21 protein-coding genes are annotated in these 24,164 nt (G+C 43.9%); 1 reads left to right on the top strand and 20 read right to left on the bottom strand.

Annotation, left to right across the window (positions count from 1 at the left end):
- Positions 1-562: 562 nt before the first annotated feature.
- On the bottom strand, positions 563-952 hold the full coding sequence (locus tag IGI96_RS09405) for a hypothetical protein (RefSeq protein ID WP_086338981.1): 390 nt from the start codon (positions 950-952) through the stop codon (positions 563-565).
- A 464-nt stretch (positions 953-1,416) separates the two neighbouring features.
- Here IGI96_RS09405 and IGI96_RS09400 point away from each other — a divergent pair, with 464 nt between their 5' ends.
- A complete protein-coding gene (locus IGI96_RS09400) occupies positions 1,417-2,310 on the top strand; it encodes a hypothetical protein (RefSeq protein WP_086338980.1) in 894 nt (297 codons plus the stop codon).
- Positions 2,311-2,334: 24 nt separating this feature from the next.
- On the opposite strand, the gene IGI96_RS09395 is transcribed toward IGI96_RS09400, so the two are convergent.
- From IGI96_RS09395 to IGI96_RS09305, 19 genes are all read right to left on the bottom strand, one after another.
- Positions 2,335-2,592 carry a hypothetical protein gene (locus IGI96_RS09395; protein WP_008376271.1) on the bottom strand — a complete coding sequence of 86 codons (258 nt, stop codon included), beginning with the start codon at positions 2,590-2,592 and terminating at the stop codon, positions 2,335-2,337.
- 258 nt (positions 2,593-2,850) lie between these two features.
- A complete protein-coding gene (locus IGI96_RS09390) occupies positions 2,851-3,015 on the bottom strand; it encodes a hypothetical protein (protein WP_164890381.1) in 165 nt (54 codons plus the stop codon).
- A 34-nt stretch (positions 3,016-3,049) separates the two neighbouring features.
- Positions 3,050-4,009: a LacI family DNA-binding transcriptional regulator gene (locus IGI96_RS09385; RefSeq protein ID WP_015508838.1), complete on the bottom strand. Its 960-nt coding sequence runs from the start codon at positions 4,007-4,009 to the stop codon at positions 3,050-3,052.
- Positions 4,010-4,022: 13 nt separating this feature from the next.
- On the bottom strand, positions 4,023-7,316 hold the full coding sequence (locus IGI96_RS09380) for a GH36-type glycosyl hydrolase domain-containing protein (protein ID WP_086338979.1): 3,294 nt from the start codon (positions 7,314-7,316) through the stop codon (positions 4,023-4,025).
- Positions 7,317-7,331: 15 nt separating this feature from the next.
- On the bottom strand, positions 7,332-9,482 hold the full coding sequence (locus tag IGI96_RS09375) for a glycoside hydrolase family 3 N-terminal domain-containing protein (protein WP_438785064.1): 2,151 nt from the start codon (positions 9,480-9,482) through the stop codon (positions 7,332-7,334).
- Between the two features lie 6 nt (positions 9,483-9,488).
- On the bottom strand, positions 9,489-10,268 hold the full coding sequence (locus IGI96_RS09370) for an endonuclease/exonuclease/phosphatase family protein (protein WP_081357390.1): 780 nt from the start codon (positions 10,266-10,268) through the stop codon (positions 9,489-9,491).
- A complete protein-coding gene (locus IGI96_RS09365) occupies positions 10,259-11,179 on the bottom strand; it encodes an acetylxylan esterase (protein WP_016609538.1) in 921 nt (306 codons plus the stop codon). Before IGI96_RS09365 ends, IGI96_RS09370 begins: the two co-directional genes overlap by 10 nt.
- Positions 11,172-11,774 carry a DUF624 domain-containing protein gene (locus IGI96_RS09360; protein WP_086338977.1) on the bottom strand — a complete coding sequence of 201 codons (603 nt, stop codon included), beginning with the start codon at positions 11,772-11,774 and terminating at the stop codon, positions 11,172-11,174. The genes IGI96_RS09365 and IGI96_RS09360 overlap by 8 nt, the downstream gene beginning before the upstream one ends.
- A gap of 298 nt (positions 11,775-12,072) precedes the next feature.
- Entirely contained in the window at positions 12,073-13,674 is a 1,602-nt protein-coding gene (locus IGI96_RS09355) for a sugar ABC transporter substrate-binding protein (RefSeq protein WP_005227174.1), read from the bottom strand.
- Positions 13,675-13,688: 14 nt separating this feature from the next.
- The gene (locus tag IGI96_RS09350) at positions 13,689-14,570 is read right to left on the bottom strand and encodes a carbohydrate ABC transporter permease (protein ID WP_005227173.1); all 882 of its coding nucleotides are present in this window, start codon (positions 14,568-14,570) and stop codon (positions 13,689-13,691) included.
- A gap of 11 nt (positions 14,571-14,581) precedes the next feature.
- Complete coding sequence (locus IGI96_RS09345) at positions 14,582-15,493, bottom strand: ABC transporter permease (RefSeq protein ID WP_005232388.1); 912 nt, start codon at positions 15,491-15,493, stop codon at positions 14,582-14,584.
- 352 nt (positions 15,494-15,845) lie between these two features.
- On the bottom strand, positions 15,846-16,847 hold the full coding sequence (gene ruvB, locus IGI96_RS09340) for a Holliday junction branch migration DNA helicase RuvB (RefSeq protein ID WP_005227171.1): 1,002 nt from the start codon (positions 16,845-16,847) through the stop codon (positions 15,846-15,848).
- A gap of 14 nt (positions 16,848-16,861) precedes the next feature.
- On the bottom strand, positions 16,862-17,452 hold the full coding sequence (ruvA, locus tag IGI96_RS09335; protein ID WP_086338976.1) for a Holliday junction branch migration protein RuvA: 591 nt from the start codon (positions 17,450-17,452) through the stop codon (positions 16,862-16,864).
- 181 nt (positions 17,453-17,633) lie between these two features.
- The gene (gene msrB, locus IGI96_RS09330) at positions 17,634-18,065 is read right to left on the bottom strand and encodes a peptide-methionine (R)-S-oxide reductase MsrB (RefSeq protein WP_008376288.1); all 432 of its coding nucleotides are present in this window, start codon (positions 18,063-18,065) and stop codon (positions 17,634-17,636) included.
- 88 nt (positions 18,066-18,153) lie between these two features.
- The gene (locus IGI96_RS09325) at positions 18,154-18,552 is read right to left on the bottom strand and encodes a GFA family protein (protein ID WP_086338975.1); all 399 of its coding nucleotides are present in this window, start codon (positions 18,550-18,552) and stop codon (positions 18,154-18,156) included.
- A gap of 2 nt (positions 18,553-18,554) precedes the next feature.
- Positions 18,555-19,115 carry a Maf family protein gene (locus IGI96_RS09320; RefSeq protein ID WP_086338974.1) on the bottom strand — a complete coding sequence of 187 codons (561 nt, stop codon included), beginning with the start codon at positions 19,113-19,115 and terminating at the stop codon, positions 18,555-18,557.
- Positions 19,112-21,220 carry a DNA mismatch repair endonuclease MutL gene (gene mutL / locus IGI96_RS09315; protein ID WP_086338973.1) on the bottom strand — a complete coding sequence of 703 codons (2,109 nt, stop codon included), beginning with the start codon at positions 21,218-21,220 and terminating at the stop codon, positions 19,112-19,114. Before mutL ends, IGI96_RS09320 begins: the two co-directional genes overlap by 4 nt.
- 15 nt (positions 21,221-21,235) lie before the next feature.
- Entirely contained in the window at positions 21,236-23,788 is a 2,553-nt protein-coding gene (mutS, locus tag IGI96_RS09310; RefSeq protein WP_438785061.1) for a DNA mismatch repair protein MutS, read from the bottom strand.
- Positions 23,772-24,161: a YlbF family regulator gene (locus IGI96_RS09305; protein WP_086338971.1), complete on the bottom strand. Its 390-nt coding sequence runs from the start codon at positions 24,159-24,161 to the stop codon at positions 23,772-23,774. Before IGI96_RS09305 ends, mutS begins: the two co-directional genes overlap by 17 nt.
- Positions 24,162-24,164: the final 3 nt, after the last annotated feature.

The raw sequence follows: 24,164 nt of genomic DNA, 5'->3' as shown, positions 1-24,164 counted from the left end.
TATTTAAAAATTCCATTGCATATAAAATAACAAAATAAAAATTATTATTTTTTTTATAAATCACTGATTTTGATAAAATAAGTAAAGTTATTTTTGAAATAACGCAAAAAAGAGACTGTGACAAAAGCCCATAAAAGAAAGCCGCAAGAAAGGCTCTATAATTTATGGGACTGATGAGTCAAAATTGATTCTTCAGCCTCATTTTCATTTTCGGTATTAAAAAAAATATCGTTCTCTAATATGATTAAATCACGACAAAATAAACAAACTAAGAGGACGATAAGTGGTATGAATGATTCTACAAATATGAATACAAAACAAGGAAAATAATATTCAAAAAAATCTGAGCTAGAATGAGTTTCATCCTGCTCAGATTTATCTTTTTGCATATTAGCCTCTATTGAAAATAGCTATTATTCTCCAATGACTTGTGCGTATACATCGTTGCAAGATGTTGCCTCTCCATTAGCAAATGATACTGAATAGATGATGCCTCGGCTTCATTTGTTGCAGCAAAGTTTGTTGCTCTTATTGTAATTCCATCAAGTTCCTTTTCCATAATCTAATCTGGTGGAATTGACGTATAATTCGCAATAAATGAATCAATTTTTTCACTTAGATCTGATACTTTTGGAGAATCAATTGATGATGTCGTTTCTGATGAATGAGTTTCATTAAGCAAAGAACTGTAAGAAGTTTCTGTTTCACTTGCTATTAGACTTTGTGAGGTTGACTCTTCGGTTTTGTTATACGAATCTTCAAAGGATGTTTTATGTAGTTTTACATTATTCAAAAAACCATCTATAGCCACAAAGTACTCAATTGATTCTTCATCATCATTCAGTAAAAATGTCATATTGTTTTTATACTTAAAGTTTATTAATTCGGGAAAAATATTTTTTAGCTCATCATCAGACACTTCAATATAAAATCCATTTCCAGACTTTTTCACTGTGTAAGGAAAACCAGGTGAATTATAATCATCATTTCCATAATCGATTATTTTTTTCTTTATCTATTCTAAAATAAAACTCTCCTTCCCCTCGTTAGCAACACCATACCAATCACCATAGAAGTCTTTAGCTGGATCTACAGATAGAAAATAGCCTCCTACAAATCCAATTATAACCAACAAGTAAACCCTAATATTTTTATACTTTTTTCATAAATACCCTATTATGTTCGTTTTTTAATAATACAGTATAACGAATATTATGCATTGAAAATCAAGTTTGTGCCGCAAAGAACGAAGGTTTACTTGCATATTATTGTATTCAACTTTGTTCAATTTTACATCCTTTCCTACATATTACAAAATTGTTAGGATATAAATATAACTTAAAACACTTTTTATATATTATAGTATGTTATATTAATTTTGTTAGTAAATTATTAATGAAAAAGGAGATTAAAACAATGAAGAAGTTTTTAATTAGTGTAGTGTTTGGTATATCAGTTTTAAGTTTTGGTCAAATAAATGGTTATGCAGATGAGAATGGTTTTGAAATAGATGAAACTAATCAATCATTAATTAATGAGGCAATATCCAATGAAGAGTCCAATAGAGAGTATATTGATGGTGTAATTAGAATGTTTGAAGATTCTGATAGTGCTGAAGAGTTCAACGCATCTTTAAATGAGAGTTTAACAGTTTTAAATTCCTATGATGCCGAACAAGATGCATTGTTGGAAGAGTATAAAGCGGACGTTGCCGAATCAGTTGATCCTTTTTATGTTGAACCAAAGTCTAAGATAGGTGCTAGATCATCGGTAACTCCTGCAAATCCAGTTTATGCGGCTGCAATTGCTGCATACAATAAAGGTATATCAATGGTTAAGAAAAAAGGTCACAATCAGACTGCTGCTTATATGAAGCACGCCATTATTTCTGCTGAGAATTACTATTGGAATCCAACATGGAAACCTTCGACATATGTTAATAAAAACGATAGCTGGGCAAAGACTGTAGACGGCGAGGAGTTAATGACCGCTTATTATTCTAGACTTAAAAAAGAAGCATTTTCTACAGGTAAAAAATCTGGTTCTTTCTCAGGAAGTTATACATTTCTAAGCGGCCAACTTCACACAGCGTTACGTGGAGTTAGTTACACAGTAACTTATAAGAAACAAGCCAATGGAAATTATTGGACTCAAGTAAAGGTTACGGATATATTTGATTTCAAATGGGAGCTAAATGGTTATGATGGCAACTTCGAGGTGGGATTCGGAAACAATTATTGTTATGCAATGCAAAGAGCAGGCTTTATCATTCCTTATAAAATCGAAGTGATCCACGAAGTTTCTAGATAGTATAAAAAGAGATGAGCTTTACGCTTATCTCTTTTTGTTTAAGATATATATAATGGATTTTACTAGTGCACCCAAGAAAAGTATCAGGGCTAATACCTTAAAAACTACACCAAGTTCCCAGTTGATTGATCCTTCTCTTAAAAGCTCCTGTTTTTGGGATTTGCTTAGTCCTTCAACGCTTACAGGAATCCAATTTACACTTAAATAGACACCTATAAGTAGCGAAATCATTGAATATATATATAGGATTCTTATTTTTAAACCTTTTAAAAAGTTAATCATCTTAGCACTCCTTTACAAACTATTATATCAGAAAGCTAGCTTTAAATAATTATCGCTAATATAATTTAATAATTTGTGAGTACTTTTTATAAGAGGTTACTTTTGTCCGACCACTTGGTTATGTTGGCTATTTTAATATTCCTAATTTTATCATAGCCAACCTTATTACCACCAACATATATTTCTAGTTCATCATGCCCCCTAAGTATGGCCAACTATATCAGGAAAGTAATTCCCATCTCGATCATGCGCTTCAATTTAGATAGCTACTGATTTGTTCTTGAGTGTTGCCTGATTTAAAGTTTCGGCGATCTCATTAACATCCATCTGGAACTTTTGAATTGGTTTACTTCTTTCAATAGTTCTTTCTCCATCAATTGCTTTGGTATGTTCTGTAAGATAAAATCCTTCCCATTTCACCATTCCTTTTTCAACTATTTTTTCTTTAATGGATCAATTAAATAAATGATCCGCCATCCACAAAAGTGGTATAAATATGCTCGTCCGCCACTGGATCCCCTTGGATCGATTGTACGATTTTCTCAGCTGCCACCATGCCCCATCGATGTTTCGAATAGGAGATCGTCGCTAAGCGCGGCTGCACAAAAGCGCCTAATTCCGTGTTATCAAACCCGATGATGCGGATCTCTTTTCCGATGCGATAGTCGGTCTCGCGGACATATTTGTAGACACCGATCGCCATTTCATCATTGAAGGCAAAGATATCAATGGGAAACTGGGGATCATTTGCTAAGAGCTGTTTTGCCGCTCGATAACCAGAAGGTTCCGTGAAGTCACCAGGAATGACTTCATAAGGAATACCAAAGCGCGTCAATTCTTTCGTACTGGCTTCCAAGCGCTCCCGACTGTCGTAGCCTTTTTCTGGCCCTGCTAAGAGGAAGACTTTTTGGCTTTGTCCAGCGATCAAGCGATCGATCGCCAGCGCAGCCCCTCCTTTATTGTCTAACAAGACTTGATGGATGTTTTCATGAGACAAGACACGGTCTAACACGACGATTTGATGCCCTCGTTGGGCGTATTGCTCGATTTCCTTTGCTGGAAACGTCCAATCCAAAATAATGGCACCGTCCACCATCCGCTCAGGAATAAACAAGTGTGATTTCTTGCCGCTGCAGACGATCATTTCATAGCCGAAAAGTTCCAGCCCTTTCTTGATGCCATCTAGCAATTCCCCATAAAAACTTCCGGCGTAATCGGCGAGATAAACACCGATGATATTGGTTTGTCTGCGTTTCAGTGTGCGAGCAGCCATGTTCGGAACATAGTTCAATTCGTTTGCGATCGCTTGAATCCGCGCGCGGGTTTCCTCGGTCACTTTTGGACTGCCATTCAATGCATACGAAACGGTGGATATGGAGACACCCGCTTTTTGGGCAATATCTTTGATTCCTACCATGGCTTCTCCTTTCTTAACGATAAATATCGATCGTATTGGTTTGGTTTTCGTTTAATTTGGCGCAAAGTGCTGCTTTCTTCAGGACAAGCGCACCTTGACGGTAGCGATTTTCCGCAAACTCAGTGGACATTTCTTCCCCGTTGATCAATACTTTCGGCGTACTTGCCGAATGATAGACGATTTCGACCGGCCGATCAAAGAGTCGATACGTCAGTGTCAACCCTGCTAGCTCCGCTGGCAAGACGGGATCAAGTTCAACGTGATCAACAAAAGTACGTATGCCTAACACATTGCTGATCAACTGATTCATATAGATCCCTGGGCCACTAGAATAGATGCGCCAGCCGCCTTTGACGCCGACTGCTGCCTCCTTAAGTTTACCAAAATTTTCTTGGGCTTCAACCCTTGTTTTGAAATCGCCATCAGAACTGCTGAAATACGCGTTTGCTTGACGGATCTCCGCGTTTTCGACCCGTTGAGCGATCTGGATCGGATTGATGACCCCAAGCGCTTGCCAAGTCTCTTCTTCTCGACCTAATTTCGCCATCGCTTCGGTAAAGCGGATGTGGGCGTGAACGTACTGCAAACCGATTTCTCGTCCAAAGTTGGCTGCTTGTTCTGCTCGCTTGAAATTGGTGCTGACACCACCCGCATAAGTCGCTGGACGATTCATCAAGCGCACCCCATCTGGAAATTGCAAATGCTCCTTGATGATCGCCACATGATGATCGGCTTGTTCGGGAGATAACAGCTCACCGATCATGCTTTGTTGCATCGGCAGCAAGCGGTATTGGATACCAGTTTTCTTGTCAGTCGGATGGACCATCAGTTCCACGTGCTCGCTATCTTCCATATAGACAAATCCTGGCAAAGTGCCATCAGCAGCTAACATGTATTTTTCAAAGTCGTGTTTGATGCCCTTAGACAGTTCTGTTAAATGTTTGGCATACTCTGGGTCAAATGCCTGCAACTGGCTGGCTAATTTTTTCAATACTTCATAGGTCAAGGCAACGGTCCAGCTGCTGGCCATTTGTTTCTTCAACTTACTGTTATTTGGCTGCAAGGTGTCATCCCAATCGCCATCGCCATAACAAGACAGGTACGTTCCTTCCAAGAAGTTCGCTTCGATATACGCCACTTCTTTTTTCAAATGATCAAACAACGAAGCTTTGGTCTTGGTTTTCAGGAAGGTTGCGCGATCCGTATAAGGCAGTTCTTTTTCCAAAATCGTGAAATCTTTGGTTTTTTCGAGATAGTCACTAACGACTTTCATTGGCCAGACGATCACATCTCCGTGGCTCTCATCGGCTTTTTGTTTCTCATAGCGATCAAACATAAACCATTGTGGCCAGTTGCCGTCATCTGCAAATTGATTTTCAAACAAATGCTCGATGATGGACGCCACCATTTCAGGACGATTAAGTGCTAAGAAATACTCAGTCGGTCCTTGGGAAACGTCTCGAGTCCCCCAAGCAGCACCACCGTACTGTTCAAGACCATGAGGAGACAAGTAATGAACAAGCATATTGTGGGTGTACCAGCGTGCCAAGTGATTGAAGGATGTAACGTCCGCCTGCGAATGTTTCAATTCAAACTGATTCAACAAATCATCGACAAAGGCCGTATAGGCAGTGTCTTCTTGCTGGCGATCTAACGTTTCGGAAACAAAGGGTTCACCAGTCAGTGTGCCTTGGATCACGAAGGAAACCGTCGCCTGTTCTGCAAAGGTCAATACGGTCGTGCTATCAGCAGCGGCCACATTGAATATTGCTTCATCGGTCAGTTCAAAAGGCTGAGCTGCATGGAGATAATACGTCAATTCTGGATAAGTTTCCGCAATCGGTGAATCCGCTGTTCCTTTGATGGTGAGCAATTGTTGGTCTTGCGTAACAGCAGCAGTCGGTGCGGCTTCATCGATCCCCATCACAAATTGATTAGTGATGGCCCAGGTGTAGGCACGTCCTGCTTCACTGGTGATGGTGGTTGCGATCGTGCGTCCGTTTGCTTTCGTGAAGGTCGTTACTTGAATGACATCATCCGCTGTTTTGTAGTACCACGTCGCCGAATTCAAGCCCATTTCAAAAGCAGATGGCATCGTTAAAATCCGCCATTGATCGCCGTCTTTCAGATAGATCCGCTGACCAGAACGTTTGAACAGATTCAATGAGTTGCGGCTATTACTCAACAATTTATTCATGTTCGTATTGCCTAATACGATTTGGGAGTTAAACATCCCCGTCATGTAAACAGTCGTGCTCAAAATGGGTTGATCGACGATCAACTCTTGTCCGCTCATCAAAATATGCCCATGGGAGCGTTCCATCTGTGCTTCTTTTTCCTTCAATACGACATGGTGATAGTCAGGGGTAAAAAAGGAATAAAGCTGTTGGTCAACGATTTCCACTGCTTCTTGCTGCGGGAACCGCTCGTTGATTTCTTCTGTGGAAAATGTCAGCCCTGTGAGCGGTCGACCGAAGTTTTTTCGTTGCTGCGCCGTTGCTTGCAACGAGTCAAAGGACAAGGCTTGATACGTTTCTTTTAGCGTTTCAAGTGCAAACTGCGGTTCATTGACTGCCGTCGCTTGATTGGCTTTGACCGCTGCGTAAAAAACGATTTCCGTAGGCGTCTCACTTACCGTCAACCATTGCGTTTGCAGTGCCGTATAGGCAAATTCGTATTGATACACTTCATTGGCTAACGTTTCTTGGCTAAGTGCAGCTGGTTGATTCGTTTCTTTGTAGCTGCGACCGAAAAATTGATAGCCATCCGTCGAGAAACCTTTTAAGGCTTGGAAGCTGCCCTGTTCCACCAATGGAAATTGACCATTTTGTGGTTGATTTTGGCGCGAAGAAAGCACGATGCGATCCTTATCATGGCTAACATGATGATCGATATATTGCGAAACATAGGCTTCATTGGATTGAACAGCACCTTTGGTGGCATTGCCAAGGTCTTGTCCGTAAACTAGTTCCGCTTCCCCAGAACCACTCAATTGAACCCGCCAGAACCAGCAATCTTGTGCCAATTGGAAATCAACTTGGTAATCGATGGACTGGTACGTCCCAGTCCAAGTCAGCTGTTTTTCTGAGTAGGCAAAGGCACTGTTAGCATTTGAACCGATCAAGGGAATAAAGGACAACTCCCCCGCCTCACGCAGACGTAGATAGATTTGATTCAAACTACCATCTAGCGCATTTCCGTTCAACTGATTGATCATCACACCGTGACTTTGGATCTCATATAAATCACCGTTTGGTAAAAACGTCACGGTCGTATTTGCGTTATTCATCACTATTTTTTTCGTCATAGAAACCTTCCTATCTTACCTAACTAATTGCAGGGTTGTTTGTTGGGTGTCTCGGCTGTTCCCACCAATCATGATGTGGAATTTCCCTGGATCACTGCTTAATTGTTGGTTGCTGTGGACATAGCGCAGCAGTTCTTCCGTGATCTCAAATTGAACGGTTGCTGATTCGCCAGCCTCTAGCCAAATTTTCTTAAAGCCTTTCAGTTCTTTCACTGGGCGAACCACTTCACCGACTAAATCGCGAATGTAGCATTGGACCGTTTCCCAGACCGCTGCTGTTCCTTGGTTCGTAACAGTGATGGAAGCCGTGACCGTTTGATCTTTGGTCATAGTCGGCTGATCCAACGTCACCGCAGAATACGCAACTGGGCTATAACTCAAGCCAAACCCAAATGGATATTTGGCATAATTGGAGACATCCAAATATTTCGAGACATATTTTTCATCCGGTGCACTTTCATAAGGACGACCGGTATTGTCAACGTTGTAATACACAGGAACTTGTCCAACGGTTTCTGGGAATGACATGCTCAAGCGACCGCTTGGATTGTATTCTCCCCACAGGATCTGAGCAAGTGCGTTTCCGCCTTCGGTTCCAGGGAACCAAGCCTCGACGATCGCTTTGGCTGCATCTACACCTTGCAAATCAAGAGGACGACCGTTATAAAGAGTTACGATCAATTGCTCGTTGTATTCTTTTAAGGTTTCAACCAAGGACAATTGGGCTTGCGGCAAACGAATGTCGCTGCGGCTGGCAGCTTCGCCGCTCATCCATTCCTGCTCTCCTAGTGCTAAGACCACTTTATCGGCTGCCTTCACTAATTCGATTGCTTCTTGGATCGCCGTTTCAGACGGTGCAAAATAATCAAAGGGCTCTTGACCGATCAACAGATCCGCACCCAAGGCTTGGGCACCCTCCACTAAAGTCACTACTTCTTCTTGTTTCCCTTGCCAAGACCAAGCACCTAATAGATCACGGGAGTGAGCGCCTGGGCCCACGATCGCGACTTTTTCGGTTTTCTGCAACGGCAGGACACCTTCATTTTTCAACAACACCATTGATTTCTTTGCGATATCGCTGGCGATCTCTCGGTGTTCTTGAGACAAAACAGTGGCTGCTTCAGCGGCTTCATCAGCGCCGCGGTATGGATTTTCAAATAGCCCTAGCTCATTTTTTAAGGTCAAGATTCTTAGCACCGCTTCATCGACTAAGGCTTCCTCAACGGTGCCTTCTGCGATCAACTCTTTCAAGTTATCGGTGTAGCAAGTCGTCATCATCTCGATATCGACCCCAGCTTTGATGGCTAGTTCAGCGGCATGTTTTTCATCCTCCGCTGCGCCATGAGCGATCACTTCTTTGATTGCTGCCCAGTCAGAGATCACAACGCCTTCAAACCCGAATTCTTCTCGCAAAACATCGCGGAAAAGCCAGCGATTGGCCGTTGCTGGAATGCCGTCTACCGTATTAAAGGAGGTCATCACCAGCTTGGCACCAGCATCAAGGGCTGCTTTATAGCCTGGCAAATAACTTTCTCGCAGTTGGCGTTCTGACATATTGACCGTGTTGTAATCGCGACCACCGATAGCCGCACCGTAAGCCGCAAAATGTTTGACACAAGCAGCCACGCGGTTGAAATCCGTTCGCAGATCATCCCCTTGATAGCCTTTGACAAAGGCTTCAGCGAAACGACTGTTCAAGTAAGGATCTTCCCCCGTCGATTCCATGACACGGCCCCAGCGTGGGTCTCTTACTAAGTCCATCATCGGTGAAAAGGTCACATGCAAGCCAGAAACAGCTGCTTCTTTGGCAGATACTTCCGCCATTTTCTCCGCTGCTGCCAAATCCCATGAACTACCTAATCCTAATGGAATCGGGAAAATCGTCCGAAAGCCGTGAATGATGTCCGCCATCAATATCGTCGGGATATTCAAGCGGTTATTGGCGATATACTCTTTTTGGACGCGGATCGCTTCTTTTGCACCAGAAACACCTAGCGTTGTTCCCGCGTTGTTGATGTTTTCTTGTGTCAGTCCTAAGTCGCCCATCGGACCTGTTTTCTCTTCTGCTTTATCTGAATAAAAAGCCGTTGCCAGTTGCAGCAACTGATCGATTTTTTCATCTAAGGTCATTTCTGAAAGTAGTTCGGTTAATTTCTGCTGTTCCATTTTTATTCATCCTTTGCTTTCTTCAAATTGGACTTCTGCTTCTAAAGGGAAATGATCGGAGGGAAAACGACGATCATAAGAATCCGTTAGACAGGCGGTTTTGACCACCGTGAAGCCTTTCGTATAGATATAATCAATTTCTTCTAGTTCTTGCCATGGTAACGTATAAATAAAATTTTGATAGGAGCCTTTTGGCCCATGATGGGGCTTTTGTCCATGTTCTTTGGCATTTTGAAAATGCTGCTCTAAGTACCGATGCACCCGCTCCGTTGGCTCCGCATTCAAGTCGCCCATCAGCAATACAGGATAGCGTTCGATCTGATCTGCCAGCTGCTCAAGGATCACTTTCATCCCTTCAAAACGAGCCATTTCTGAAATATTATCTAAATGAGTCGTGATAGCAAGAAACGGCGGATTCTTTTTTTCCTGCAAGACTGCCCAAACACATAAGCGTGAATACGCAGCTTCTGGATGAATACTTGGTTCAGTCGGTGTCAATGACAACCAAAACGAACCTGAAGCTAATAACTCGAAAGCCTCTTTTTGATAATACAGTCCGATGCCTTCGCCTAAGCCATCACCGTCACGTTCAGCCGTGACGGAAGCATACTGCGCTAACTTTGCTAAATCTGCAAATTGGCTGGGACGAGCTTCTTGGATCGCCAGAACATCCCAGTCGTAGTAATCGATCAAGGAGCAGACCGCCTCCGATCGATAGTGCCATTGCCATTCTTGGTCATAGTCGGTATCGACTCGTAGATTATAGGTTGCTGCTTTCATCTGCATTCATTTCCTTTGAGTAATTTTGTGATTTGCTGCATCTCACGTCGGATTTGTTTCGCTTCGCCGCCGCCATGCCCTTTATTTAAGTAAATACGTAATTCTTTCGGTCCAGGAATCTTTTTATAGGAAACGAAGAAATCTTCCATGGGACAGATGGGATCAGCACTGCCGACCGATGTATAAACAGGACCAGTTATCTGATGAGCAAAATACTTCAAATCAAAATAACTCATGACTTGATAGATCGTTTCCCGCGTTTCTGGAAATTGTTCGATATACTCTTGAATCACCTGGTAACTTCCTGTTTTTTGTTCGATCCGATGGACAAGATTGGAGTGGCTTGGCACATCGGCAAACGTCGCAAAAATCGGGACGTTCGTTAATGCGTTGACCAATAAGGCGATGCCGCCTCCTTGTGAGCCGCCTCTTAAAATAATGCGCTGCGGATCGATTTCCGGTATCTGTTGAAGGACTTCTAGTGTGCGCAAACTATCTGCGACCAATCGCTTCATATAAAAATCTTCTTTTTTCAAGATGCCGCGTCCAAAAGGTGCTTCATGCTGCGTGGTTTCATAGGGAACCTGATCTTGCGTGCGTCCCCCTTGTCCGCGATTGTCGATGACAAGACAGCCGCAGCCGATCAATAACCAATGAGCAAATTGGAACGGTTCTTGCACATGATTCATATAGCCTAAAAAATCAATCACGATTGGACAATCTGCCGCTTGTTCTGGCAGCAGCAGATGCCCATAGATCGTTTCATTACCAAGACTTTGAAAAGAAATCGTAAAACAATCAATCCCTTTCAGCAAAGGCGCTTGTTTGGTTCTTTCAAAGGCTAGCGGAAGGGTGTCAAGTTCTTGTTGGACCGAAGCCCAAAAATAGGATCGATCCGTCGCTGTGGATTCAGTCATTTGTCTCTTCCCCCTTCGCTAATACTTTATTGAAAAACAACACTTGGACAAAGGCTGAGCCTGAGATCCCTAAACAAATAAATAAGAATAGGTTCACTTTGCTGCACAATACAAAGACAAGAATGGGGATCACCAATAAAATGATCGCATTCGCCGTACTGCTAAGAACCGCATAGGCCGTTTCTTTTGCTGTTTCTTGCAATGATTGGGCAAACAAGCTGTACAAGAGAACGAACACGACGAGATACAGCGCAGCCAAGCTGACGAGGATCACGGCTAAAACGCCAAAGTAAGGTGTAATCATCATCAAGGAATAGATCAACCCAGCAAAGACTGCGACATACGCAATAATAAGACCTTCTAAGAAGAGCCCACGTTTGAGGTTGCTTAAGAATGCTTGCTTGTATCGCTGCCAAATCGGGACATCCCGTTCCTTGTACAATTGATCGATCGTCTGATACAGCGCGATCAATGCTGGTCCTGCGAGAATCAGCGTCATCGCTGGAATCATAAAGAGAAAACTAACAATGATCATATCTGCTAAAAAAGCAAAGACCCGATAGTACCATCCTTCATAAGAAAATAGTCGATTCATTATGATCCTCCAATCAAAACTTGCTGATTTGTGCTGCGGGTGCTACGTAAACTTGTTTCTTGCCTTCTTGTGAATTTGGGTCGTTTCTCAACGTACAGTTTTCTGGGTTGCAGCTTGCAGCTTGCATGTCTCACTACGTGAGCCAATCGCAGTGATTCTTTGTACGGTCACTACGCTCCCTGCGGTCGCCTAGTACTTTGAAACATCAGATTTTGCGCAAAGTACGCGCAAAACCTGTGTTTCAAAGCAAAGGAGAGGAAAGGTCTTTTTTTTGGCTTCCTTTCCTCTCCTATGGGGGTTATTTTAGTCGTTCGCGGTTTTCGGCCATTTTTTCAGTTTTAATGTCTTTGATTGCATCCCAGTTGTTTGAATCTAAGAAGCTTTCAAAGTCGGTTAGTGTGCTGTCAAATGTTCCTTCATCTTTTGAACGGATCAATGAGATGATCGTGCTGTTGATTTTGGTTTTGATGGCTGTGTTTGAACGTGCTTCAGCAGTTCCAGCATCTGGATCCGTATTTTCGATCACAAAGTGTGGATACAATTTGCCTTCGCCCCACTCTTGCATTTGAGTCAACGCATTTTCGGTTTTGACTTTCAGTGCATTGACACGGTCATTGTTAAAGTAGTTGAAACGGCTGATACCATATTTTTTGTTGTAGCCTTCGTTGTCGGTTTGTTCCATTTCTTTGATTTCTGGCAAGTAATCGATTTTGCCTTCATCGTTGTATTCATACGTCACGCCTTCAACACCGAATTTTGTCAAAATTTGTCCTGGTTCATCGATCAAGTACGTGAAGAGTTGGGTTACTTTTGCTGGATCCGCCGCATCTTTTGTGATGTAGTTGATCAACCAGCCAGAGATTCCTGTTTGGTTCAAGGTTGCTTCACGACCAGACGTGCTGGCAGGGCCATCGATTGCGATGTAGCGTGTGTCAGAGTTTTTCATGAATTCAGTGAAGTTCCCACCTTGTCCGCTCGTTCCTGCGACTAAGATCGTTGCATAGTCCCCTTGTTTTACTTTTTCATCATAGGTTGGACCGTCATCGGTAAAGCTGTCATCACTGATGTTGCCGTCACGATACACTTGATTGAAGGTTTTCAACCATGAGATATATTCTTCATCTAAATTACGGTCGTAGAACGCACCATCTTCATCTTCTAATGGAACACCTAAGAAATCTTGCAATTTATCTAAGAATGGTCCTGCTGTTTCGCCGATCGTTGTGAAGCCCATTGGTGTTAAATCAGGGAATTTCTCGCTGATTTCTTTCATGACTTTCACATAGTTTTCTGGAGTCGAAACATCTGGTTTGCCTAATGCTTCATAGACATCTTCACGGATCACAAAGTTGTCGTTGACGGGAATATTGCCGCTTTCGTAGTCTGCTGCTGTGTTGGAATAGTTTGGATAGCCATAAGTTTTGCCATCATCTAAAGCAAACCATTTGAAGGTATCTTCGGTCACGACATTCATCAAATACGGATCGTATTGTTCCGCTAAATCGTTCAATGAGTATGCCCAACTATCAGCTTTTGTGGCTGCTTGGCTGGTTTTATCCATCAACGTCACGATATCAGGCATATCACCACTTGAAATCAAAGCATTTAATTTCGAATCATCCCCTGAAATAAATTCAATATCAATGTTCAAATCTTTTTTGATTTGGGCTGTCGTCACATCTTCACCAAATGGCAAAGCTGTCCAGTCTGAATTGATGTACCATGTGATCTTGGTTGGTTCTTCTTTGGTATCGAGTTTCCATGCTGGTGTCTTTTCATCTAACTCATACCGATCTTTGATAGAAAAATCCGAACTGCTGGCATTGTCTGAGCTGCCGCCACATGCTGCTAAGCTGAGTAATGCTGATGCTGCCAATAAACCGCCTACTACTTTTTTCATGTCTATCCCTCTTTCTATTCTTTTACTGCACCGGCCATCATACCGCCGATAAAGTGTTTTTGAAGCAATGGATATATAATTAAAATTGGCACTGTCGTGATGACGATCGTAGCCAACTGAACCCCACGGGTCGTTGCTTGGACGATAAAGTCGGTACTACCGCTTTCAGTCATCGTACTCAAGTTGGATTGGACGATGATTTCATAAATCTTCATTTGCAGCGGATAGAGATACTCTTTTGTGATATACAGTTTTGTCGTCATAAAATCGTTCCATTGGCCAACCCCGTTGAACAAGATGATGGTTGCCAAGGCCGGTTTCGTTAATGGTAAGAAGATTTTATAGAAGATTTGGAATTCACTTGCACCGTCGATCTTCGCAGATTCTTCGAGTGAAGGCGGAATCTCACGGAAAAAGTTCATTAAAATCACGACATCATAGTAGCTGAACAAGGCTGGAATAATGTAGACCCAGAAAGAATCCAGTAATCCTAGCGAGCGAATCAGCAAGTATGTTGGAATCATCCCACCACTGAAGTACATGGTGATGACCCCCATCGTTGTATAGATGTTGCGGCCGACCAAGCGTGATTTACTCAATCCGTAAGCCACGATCGCACAAAACAAGGTATGGGTCGCAGCCCCAAGAACCGTTTTTAACACTGAGATCAAGAAGGCACGGGGGATACTTGCGTCAGAAAAAACTTTCCGATAGTTTTCCCAGGTAAAGCCTTTGGGCCATAACACGAGGCCGTTGCCCGCTAATCCAGAACTAGAAGACACGGAGGAAACCAAGATATTCCAAATCGGTACGATGATCATCAATGAGAATAAAATCAAGATCACGGTATTGAAGAAGTAAAACCACGTGTTTTCTTTTGCTTTTCTTTTGATCATGTTTTTTCCTCCTATAAGATAACTGAATTGCCGTTGTTCAACTTGCGGGTCACTCGATCCGTGATCACCAATAAGATGACAGAAATGACCGCGATCCCCAAGCCGACAGCAGTTGCATAAGAGAAATCACCTTGCGTCAACCCCATTTTATAAACGAAGGAGTTGATGACTTCTGAACGGTTTTGGTTCTGTGAATTCATTAAAACTAATGTTTGATCTAGGTTTGACCCTAAGATACCGCTCACATTCAGAATCAAGTTTAAGGAGATGATCGGTGTCAGTAATGGCAATGTGATTGAACGAATCTGTCTTAGCTTGCTGGCACCATCGATTCGTGCGGCTTCATAAAACGTTGGATCGATCCGCGACATACCTGCCAAGTAAAGGATCGTTCCCCAGCCGACTTCTTTCCATAGATCAGAAAGGACCGCGATCCACCAATATTTGCTTGGATCCAATAGATGATTGACCCCTTTGTCCATCAATCCTACAGACATCAGCACTTGGTTGATAAAGCCGTTCGTTGACAGCCAAGAAATCATCATCCCACCTAGCACGATCCATGAGAAAAAATGGGGAATGTATGAAACCGTTTGAATAAATTTCTTCAAGCGGCCATCTTGCATTTCAAAAATCATAATGGCTAACACAATCGGGATCGCAAAACCTAAACCTAATTTCAATAAGCTGATGGCTAACGTATTTCTAACCGCTTCCCAGAAAAAACTGTCATTCATAATGATACGGAAATTCTCTAACCCGACCCATGGTGCTGATGAAATCGTGTCAATCACCGTATAGTTTTTGAAAGCGATTATAATTCCGTAGATCGGAATATAATTAAATACGATCATAAATGCCACGCCGGGAAAAACCATCCAGTGAAGCTGCCGTTGACTATAAAACTTTTGCAGTTTACTCATACACAAAATCTCCTTCTTTCTATCCTCGCAACACTACCTATATCTCCACATTTTGGTGAAACGTTTCTACAAAAAGATTATATCCGCTGCCAATCGAAAATGCAAGCCTTTCCAATTATTTTTTTCAGCTTTTCTTTTTTCACAAATTTTGTTGGGTTCCTCACAAATAAAAAAGCTTTCATATCAGCTTTTTCAAAAGAAATAATTTTTACAAACATTTCCGTTTAATCAAATTTCACAAATATTGTATTTTTTCAACATCGATTAATTCTCAGAAATCATTAAAAAATAAAAAGAAACGTTTCACCAAGAACACAAAAAAGCAGCAACCATCGCTGATTGCTGCTTCGTTCTATTCACTTCTTTGGGGATAGCCAAAATGGTCATAGGCTAACGGCGTTGCGATCCGCCCACGCGAGGTGCGTTTCAAAAATCCTTTTTGGATCAAAAACGGTTCGTACATATCTTCCACTGTTTCGGTTTCTTCCCCGATATTGACAGCGATCGTACTTAATCCCACCGGGCCGCCTTGATACAATTCGATCATCGTGCGGATCAATTTCTGATCGATATAATCCAAGCCAGCATGATCGACTGCCAAAAGCGCCAATGCCTGGTCAGCAACGGTGCGATCGATCAACCCATCCGCTTGCACTTGCGCATAATCGCGAACTCGTTTAAGCAACCGGTTGGCGATCCGTGGAGTGCCTCGGGATCGGCGGGCGATTTCGATCGCCCCTTCTTCCACGATATCCGTTTCAAAGATCGACGCAGTCCGCTGCACGATCTCTTTTAAATCATGGTCTTCATAATATTGCATATGAGAAATGATCCCGAAACGATCCCGTAGTGGCGCCGAGAGCATCCCCGCCCGCGTCGTTGCGCCGACTAAGGTAAACGGCGGGAGCGGAAAATGAACTGGGTGAGCCGTTGTCCCTTGCCCCACCATGATATCCACATAAAAATCTTCCATTGCCGAATAAAGCATTTCTTCGGCGACACGAGGCAAGCGATGGATCTCATCGATAAACAGAACATCCCCCGGCTGCAGCTCATTCAAGATTGCAATCAAATCCCCTGGTTTTTCGATCGCAGGACCGCTGGTCGTCTTGATTTGGACCTGCATCTCGTTGGCGATCACCATTGCCATCGTTGTTTTCCCTAAGCCTGGCGGACCATATAAGAGGACATGATCCAACGCTTCTTCTCGATTTTTCGCCGCTTGGATATAAATCGAAAGCTCCTGCTTGACTTTGTCTTGTCCGATATATTGGGCAAGGGTTTGCGGACGCAAGGATTTTTCGATGATCTCTTCTTGTTCTGTGCTTTCTGGCGAAACAATTCGTTCATCCATCGTTTACTTGCTCCTTACTTTTTCATCATCAATCGGAGAGCTTCCCGCAAGTACTCATCCGTCGATTTTGTGGTATTCGCCGCTAATTGTTTTTCGGCTTTCTTGACTTCTTTTTCGCTATAACCCAATGCTTTCAAGGCTTCCATCGCTTCATCTAAAGCAGTCGTTGCTACGCTTAGAGGAACGATCGCTTCTTCTCCAACCAGTTCAGCCACTTTGCCTTTCAAGTCTAGGATCATTTGCTGCGCCGTCTTTTTACCGACACCTGGGAACTTAGTCAAATAATTGACGTCCCCATTTTCGACTGCCGTGATCAACCCTGTATGGTCTTCATTGGCCATGATTGCTAACGCACTCTTTGGTCCAATACCTGAGACACTGATCAATTTTAAAAACAACTGCTTGCCTTCGATCGTGGCAAAGCCGTAGAGACTATGAGCATCTTCACGAATCACTTGGTGCAGATAGATTTTTACTTCTTGGTTCAACTTGCCGCTAAATGAATACGGATTGCCAAAAGCGATCTGATAGCCGATGCCATGTGTCTCAACGACGATATACGCCGGTAAGATATCCGTTACTTTTCCTATGATATATTCGTACATGTGCTTTCCTTTCTGTACATATGTTCCCTTTATTGTAGCACAGACGAGAGGGCAAAAAAAGGACTGTGAACGAAGGAAAAGGCTTAGCAGGAAACAAACGGAGGAAAAACCGTTGTTTCAGTCGCATTTTTTCAAACGAGACATGCTGCTGCGTCTTTTTTTCGCACACAGTTCCTAATACTTACTCAACGAGTGATTTGAATTCGCCATAGCCTTTTTCATCCATTTCTGCTAAAGGGATGAACTTCAATGCTGCCGAGTTGATACAATAGCGCAAACCGCCTTTGTCCTGAGGACCGTCTGAAAAAACATGTCCTAAATGAGAGTCAGCTTCTTTGCTGCGGACTTCTACCCGATGCATGCCGTGAGAAAAATCGGCTTTTTCTTGAATATCTTGGCGACTGATCGGTTTCGAAAAGGACGGCCAGCCACAACCTGCGTCATATTTATCAGTAGAAGCAAACAATGGTTCTCCGTTGACGATATCAACATAGATCCCTTTTTCATAAAAATCATCATACTCGCCAGTAAAGGGGCGTTCGGTTGCATTTTCTTGGGTCACCGCATATTCGATCGGCGACAATTTTTCTTTTAATTCTTTTTTATCTGTCATTTTTTCACCTGCTTTTCCTCTAGACTCATCCTGTATGCTCTATCATGCCTTTTTTCTTAGCGAATGTAAAATGACTTGCTCAAATTGCTTAAGGGTTTTGCAGCTTTTGCCAACGAGTCGTTGGTTCCGCAAAGTGGTAAAAATGCGGTTGGTCTTTTGTATAGATTTCTTCGGTTAAGACAGCTTCTGGCAAGTTGCCAAACAACCCAGCCGCAAAAAAATAGGTGTGTGCTTCTTTGAGGTAAAAGAACAGGCTCGAGCCGCATTGACTGCAGAATCCTCGCTGTGCCCACTCAGAAGAATCGTAACGTCGCAGCCACTTCGCTCCTTGAAGAGCCATCTGGTCCTCAGCGCATGGCGCAAGAGCAAACATTGGTCCGCCGTGAAATTTCTGGCAGAGACTACAATGACAAACCGTGATTTCTTTCGCAACTCCCGTCAAGTTGATCGTGACTTTGCCGCAAAGACAACTACCAGAAACATCCATCCTTATTCCTCCTCCGTAAACTCTTGCAACAACTGATAGACCGTAGCGACAGGAAATCCTACGATCGTATAAAAATCGCCGTTTATCGATGAGACAAATATTTTGGCTCCCCCTTGGATCCCATAGGCGCCCGCTTTGTCTTGGTACTCATCTAAGGCAAGATACTTGTCGATCTCTTGATCCGTCAAAGGACGAAACACAACTTCCGTCGAAACCACTGCTTCGCGTTGCTGTTTGCCTTTTTGCAAAACGACGGCGGTATGCACCCAATGGGTCCGTCCGCTCATTTTTCGCAACATCGACCGAGCATCTTTACGGTCGACTGGCTTTCCTAAGATCTCTTCACCCACCACGACCGTCGTATCGCTCGCGATCACCAGATCTTCAGGATAGGTTTGCGCAATAGCCGCCGCTTTTTCGGCTGCCATCCGTTGGACATAAGGGATCGCCGCTTCGTTTGGTCGGACCGACTCGTCGATATCCGCTGGTATGACCGCAAATTCCGAGACTAACTCCGCTAATAATTCTTTGCGCCGCGGCGACTGTGAAGCCAAAATAATCATTCCATGCCACTCCTTGCTCGATGAGGATCTTGAATCCGTTTGAACATCCGCTCCATGTCGCTGTTGGTGAAATGGATCAGCACCGGGCGACCATGGGGACAGTTGAAGGGATTCTCGCATTTCGCTAAATCTTGCAACAAGATCCGGGCTTGTGCTTCATTCAAATAGTGATTGGCTTTGATGGATCGTTTGCAGCTCATCATGATCGCTGTTGCTTCACGAAACTTTTTGACACTGACACTTCCTGTGGTCAATAACATATCGATCATTTCGCGGATGATGGCTTCTTCTTCACCGCTAGGGTACCACGTCGGGTGCGCCCGGACGATGAAACTATTGGTCCCAAAAGATTCCAGATGGATCCCGACTTCTGCCAGCTTTTCACTTTGGTCCTGCAATTGCAGCGCATCGCTGTTGGGATAATCCAAAACGATCGGCACTAACAATTCTTGCAGGTCATTGGTCACTTCGCCGATTTTTTCGCGGTAGTACTCATATTTGATTCGTTCTTGTGCCGCATGCTGGTCGACGATATATAGACCCGCCTCGCTTTGGGCAAACAAATAAGTCCCATGCATCTGCCCAAAATAATCCAGTTGGGGAAAACGCTCCTTCGCTGGTTCTTCTTCCAGCAACCGTTCGACCGTTTTCAGGTAGTTGCGGTCATCCCCATGCATTTCAGGGTGCAGAGTCGCTTGACTTTGCAGATCTTGCGCCGTAAGCTCTGGCGTCTCATCTGGGAGAAAGACTGGCGCTTCTGGCAGCGACGCTTTTGTTTCCGTCTGGCCTTCCACAAATGGTTTTCGGACAGGCTTATTTGGCAGCGTCTCTTCCAAACTGCGAAAGGTTTCCTCGGTTTCTTCCAACAGGTTTTCGCTAGATTCCTGTGGCATTTCTGGAAGTTTTCCACCTTCCTCCACAGGTTTTTCCACAGAGTTATCCACAGTCTGTTGATAAGTGTTGCCCTGCACCTCAAATTTCCCTGTTTCGCGATTATAAGACAACCCAGAAGTCGAATTTCCTGCTGACTCCAGTTCCAAGCCAAGCTGCTGGGCTTTTGGCTGATCGGCCACTTTTTTCTTGAAACGCAGATTGTCAGCCGCGTTAGGAATCAAATTGATTTCCCGCAGCGCCTCATTGATGGCTTTACTGATTAGCTTGGTCAATTCTTCTTCTTTTGACAAACGAACTTCTTGCTTAGTCGGATGAACGTTGACATCGACTAATAAGGGGTCCATTTTGATTTCAAGGACAGCTAATGGAAAACGACCGACCATCAATTTTGATCCGTAACCAGCAACGATCGCTTTATTCAAAGCGAAATTGCGAATATAACGACCATTGATGATCGTGGATAAATAGTTGCGGCTGGCTCGGGTGACTTCTGGCAGTGACACAAAGCCAGTGACTTTAAAGTCGAGGTCCTCAGTATCGATCGCGATCATTTTTTTGGCGGTTTCCACCCCGTAGATCCCTGCGATGGTTTGTTTTAACTGCCCACTTCCAGTGGTGCTCAACATCTTATTGCCTTCATGAACGAGACGAAAAGCCACTTCTGGATGGCTCAGGGCGATCCGATTGACGATATCGCCGATGTTCGCTAGTTCCGTTTGCAGCGTCTTGACATATTTCAAACGTGCCGGTGTATTGTAAAAGAGGTTTTCCACAGTGATCTTGGTTCCTTGCCGCAAGTTGGCAGGCAGATGCTCTTCAACAGCGCCGCCTTTTAAGCGCACAAAGGAGCCTTGTTGGGCGCCTTTGACTGCCGTTTCAATCGAGAGGATCGAAACCGAAGCGATACTAGGCAAAGCTTCCCCGCGAAACCCGAGGGTACGTATTCGAAACAAGTCATCCCGATTGTGGATTTTACTGGTGGCGTGGCGTTTAAAGGCAGTCAAGACATCTTCTTCTGCAATTCCTTCGCCATTATCGATGACTTGGATTTTACGCAAGCCCGCTTCTTCAATAAAAATATCGATTTGGGTACTGCCGGCATCCACGGCGTTTTCAACTAATTCTTTGACGACAGAAGCCGGTCGCTCAACGACTTCTCCTGCCGCGATTTGGTTCGCCAGACGTTCGGATAACTCTTGGATCTTTCCCATCTGCTGACCTTCTTTCTAAATTCGTTTTTGCAGCTCGTACAATGTATTCAGAGCATCCATCGGGGTCATTTCCAACAGATTCAATTTCTTCAATTGATCGATGACGCCGATTTCTTCCGTAGATACTTCACTAAACAACGACAACTGCTGACTTTCTTCGACGACGGGTTTTGGTTGTACCGTCGGTTCATGTTCTTCCAGCGCTTTTAAGATCGTGGCTGCGCGCTGTAAGAGTGCACTTGGCAGTCCAGCGATTTTGGCTACATGGATCCCATAGCTTTTATCTGCGGGACCTTCCATCATCTTATGCAAGAAGACGACTTCGCCTTCTTTTTCAACGGCACCAACATGGACATTGCGCAAGTGCGCCAATTCCTCATCTAAAACCGTCAGCTCATGATAATGGGTGGAGAAAAGTGTTTTGGCATGAACTTCTTTGTGGATATATTCAATGATGGCTTGTGCCAATGCCATCCCATCATAGGTCGCAGTCCCACGCCCTAACTCATCAAACAAAATCAAGCTGTTAGGCGTTGCATGACGCAGCGCTTGGTTGGCTTCCATCATCTCCACCATAAACGTGCTTTGACCGGCGATCAGGTCATCGCTGGCACCGATGCGAGTAAAGATCCGATCAAAAATCGGCATCTCTGCAGATTGTGCGGGTACGAAACAGCCGATCTGCGCCATAATGACTAGCAAGGCAAACTGCCGCATGTACGTACTTTTCCCAGACATATTTGGGCCTGTGATCAACAAGATCTCTGTTTCTTCATCCATCACGATACTATTCGGAATGTACTCTTGGTGACCAAGGACTTTTTCCACTACAGGATGACGGCCGTCGATGATCGATACCGCTCGTTTTTTCGCTACTGTTGGCCGCACGTATTGGTAGCGTTCCGAAACTGTGGCGAAACTTTGTAAGACATCGACCGCACTGACGGCTTTGGCTAGCTTTTGTAGACGGGTGATACTCTTTTTCACTTCTTCACGGACGTCAAGAAACAGGCGGTATTCCAAATCCACCGATTTCTCTTCGGCTTCTAAAATCAAAGTCTCCAGTTTTTTCAACTCGGGTGAAATAAACCGTTCCGCATTGGCTAACGTTTGCTTGCGCTCGTAGCGAGAGGTATCTAAATTCACTAGATTGGCTTTCGTGATCTCAATGTAATAGCCAAAGACGCGGTTGAACCCAACTTTCAGGTTTTTGACTCCCGTCGCTTGGCGTTCGTTGGCTTCTAATTCCGCCAGCCATTGCTTGCCGTTACGCATCGCTGTACGGTATTCATCTAATTGTTGATGGAACCCGTCTTTGATGATGTTGCCTTCTGTGATCTGCAACGGGGCATCTTCATCGATCGCCGCTTCGATCAGTGCAACCAAATCATCTAGGGGCGTTAATTCCAGCAGCAAGTCATTCCACTCGCCACGGTTGATGCCTTGCAACAATTGCGCGATCAAAGGCACTTGCTTCAAAGAAGATTTTAACTGCAGCAAATCGCGGCCATTGACATTTCCGAAGGCGACCCGTCCGACTAAGCGTTCCATGTCATAGACTTTCGTCAGCGCTTCTTGCAGATCTGCTCGCTCAAAGAAACTGTCCAGTAACGATTGGACCATTTCTTGGCGGGCAGTGATTTTCTTTGGCTGGATCAAGGGACGGTCTAACCATTGCTTTAACAAACGGCCACCCATTGCGGTTTTTGTCTCGTCCAGCAACCACAAAAGAGTCCCTTGTTTTTTGCCGGTTCGAATCGACTGCGTCAATTCTAAGTTGAATTTGGAATAATGATCCATTTTCAAGGCATGATCGGGCTGATATTCCACGGCTTGTTGAATATGCGCTAAACTGCGTTTTTGGGTGATCGCCAAATAACTTAGCAACTTCCCTGTGACTACTTTTTCTAACTCTTGGGAGAGAGGTTCTGTTAAAAATTGAAATTCGGCATTTTCTTCCAACGTTTCTTGCTTAGAAAACACGACATTCAAGCGATTGGTCAGTGTTGTTTGCAATGACTCAGGGATCTCGCTGCACAAAACGACTTCTTTCGTTTGCAGAGCGGCGGCCTCATTGACGACAGCTTCTTCATCTTCCAATTGCGCTGCTTTTAATTCACCGGTACTTAGATCGACATAGGCAAAGCCAAAACGCTCCCCTTGCTGCAAAACAGCTGTCAAAAAGTTGTTTTCTTTGGCGGATAGGCCTTTGCTGTCCATCACCGTTCCCGGCGTGATCAGTTGAACGACTTCGCGTTTGACCATTCCTTTGGTGGTTTTTGGATCTTCCACTTGCTCACAAATCGCTACTTTGTAGCCTTGCTCGATCAAGGTGTCGATGTAATTGCTGGCAGCGTGGTAAGGCACCCCACACATAGGGATCGGTTCCTCCGCATTTTTGTTGCGGCTGGTTAACGTCAGTTCTAAAATTTGTGTTGCCTTGACAGCATCCTCATTAAATAATTCATAGAAATCCCCTAAACGATAGAATAAAAAAGCATCTTGGTACTGAGCCTTGATGCTTAAATACTGTTCCATCATCGGGGTATTTTTAGTTTTTTGAGGCATTGGTTTCATCCTCCTCGATGGCTTTATTCATTTTCTTTTGGATCTCCGTCGTGACATATTGCAGCAATTCATCTGCTTGCAGTAACGCTTGGCGATAAGCAACCACTAAAGGATGCTGCTCGTATTCGTTTGTCAATGACGCATAACGCTGCTCGGCAGCTTTTTTTGCTTCGGTTTTCTCATAATGCTCAAATTGAACGATCTCTTTTTGCGCTTGCTTCAGCGCTGCTTCCAGCTCCAATAGCCCTTGGTTTTGCAAAGCTCGTGCTTGAATTTCTTGAAATTCTTGAACGATCGGATGATCAGACAAGAGCCTTTGCAAAGCAGCCAGCTCTTGGGCAACGTGTGGTTCCTTGGCTAATTGCTCTTCCATGCT

It is taken from the genome of Enterococcus sp. DIV0421 (assembly GCF_051713745.1).
Taxonomy (GTDB): domain Bacteria; phylum Bacillota; class Bacilli; order Lactobacillales; family Enterococcaceae; genus Enterococcus_D; species Enterococcus_D casseliflavus.
Note: the sequence above shows the minus strand (reverse complement) of the source record. Positions and strands in the feature narration are given on the sequence as shown.

What these genes read in the sequence shown, in the direction of transcription:
- IGI96_RS09395 (WP_008376271.1), bottom strand. Translation starts at nt 2,592, where the DNA reads ATGATTAACTTTTTAAAAGGTTTAAAAATAAGAATCCTATATATATAT.
- IGI96_RS09375 (WP_438785064.1), bottom strand. Translation starts at nt 9,482, where the DNA reads ATGGAACAGCAGAAATTAACCGAACTACTTTCAGAAATGACCTTAGAT.
- msrB (WP_008376288.1), bottom strand. Translation starts at nt 18,065, where the DNA reads ATGACAGATAAAAAAGAATTAAAAGAAAAATTGTCGCCGATCGAATAT.
- ruvB (WP_005227171.1), bottom strand. Translation starts at nt 16,847, where the DNA reads ATGGATGAACGAATTGTTTCGCCAGAAAGCACAGAACAAGAAGAGATC.
- mutL (WP_086338973.1), bottom strand. Translation starts at nt 21,220, where the DNA reads ATGGGAAAGATCCAAGAGTTATCCGAACGTCTGGCGAACCAAATCGCG.
- IGI96_RS09370 (WP_081357390.1), bottom strand. Translation starts at nt 10,268, where the DNA reads ATGCAGATGAAAGCAGCAACCTATAATCTACGAGTCGATACCGACTAT.
- ruvA (WP_086338976.1), bottom strand. Translation starts at nt 17,452, where the DNA reads ATGTACGAATATATCATAGGAAAAGTAACGGATATCTTACCGGCGTAT.
- IGI96_RS09385 (WP_015508838.1), bottom strand. Translation starts at nt 4,009, where the DNA reads ATGGTAGGAATCAAAGATATTGCCCAAAAAGCGGGTGTCTCCATATCC.
- IGI96_RS09400 (WP_086338980.1), top strand. Translation starts at nt 1,417, where the DNA reads ATGAAGAAGTTTTTAATTAGTGTAGTGTTTGGTATATCAGTTTTAAGT.
- IGI96_RS09390 (WP_164890381.1), bottom strand. Translation starts at nt 3,015, where the DNA reads ATGGTGAAATGGGAAGGATTTTATCTTACAGAACATACCAAAGCAATT.
- IGI96_RS09325 (WP_086338975.1), bottom strand. Translation starts at nt 18,552, where the DNA reads ATGGATGTTTCTGGTAGTTGTCTTTGCGGCAAAGTCACGATCAACTTG.
- IGI96_RS09380 (WP_086338979.1), bottom strand. Translation starts at nt 7,316, where the DNA reads ATGACGAAAAAAATAGTGATGAATAACGCAAATACGACCGTGACGTTT.
- IGI96_RS09355 (WP_005227174.1), bottom strand. Translation starts at nt 13,674, where the DNA reads ATGAAAAAAGTAGTAGGCGGTTTATTGGCAGCATCAGCATTACTCAGC.
- IGI96_RS09350 (WP_005227173.1), bottom strand. Translation starts at nt 14,570, where the DNA reads ATGATCAAAAGAAAAGCAAAAGAAAACACGTGGTTTTACTTCTTCAAT.
- IGI96_RS09365 (WP_016609538.1), bottom strand. Translation starts at nt 11,179, where the DNA reads ATGACTGAATCCACAGCGACGGATCGATCCTATTTTTGGGCTTCGGTC.
- IGI96_RS09305 (WP_086338971.1), bottom strand. Translation starts at nt 24,161, where the DNA reads ATGGAAGAGCAATTAGCCAAGGAACCACACGTTGCCCAAGAGCTGGCT.
- IGI96_RS09345 (WP_005232388.1), bottom strand. Translation starts at nt 15,493, where the DNA reads ATGAGTAAACTGCAAAAGTTTTATAGTCAACGGCAGCTTCACTGGATG.
- IGI96_RS09320 (WP_086338974.1), bottom strand. Translation starts at nt 19,115, where the DNA reads ATGATTATTTTGGCTTCACAGTCGCCGCGGCGCAAAGAATTATTAGCG.
- IGI96_RS09360 (WP_086338977.1), bottom strand. Translation starts at nt 11,774, where the DNA reads ATGAATCGACTATTTTCTTATGAAGGATGGTACTATCGGGTCTTTGCT.
- mutS (WP_438785061.1), bottom strand. Translation starts at nt 23,788, where the DNA reads ATGCCTCAAAAAACTAAAAATACCCCGATGATGGAACAGTATTTAAGC.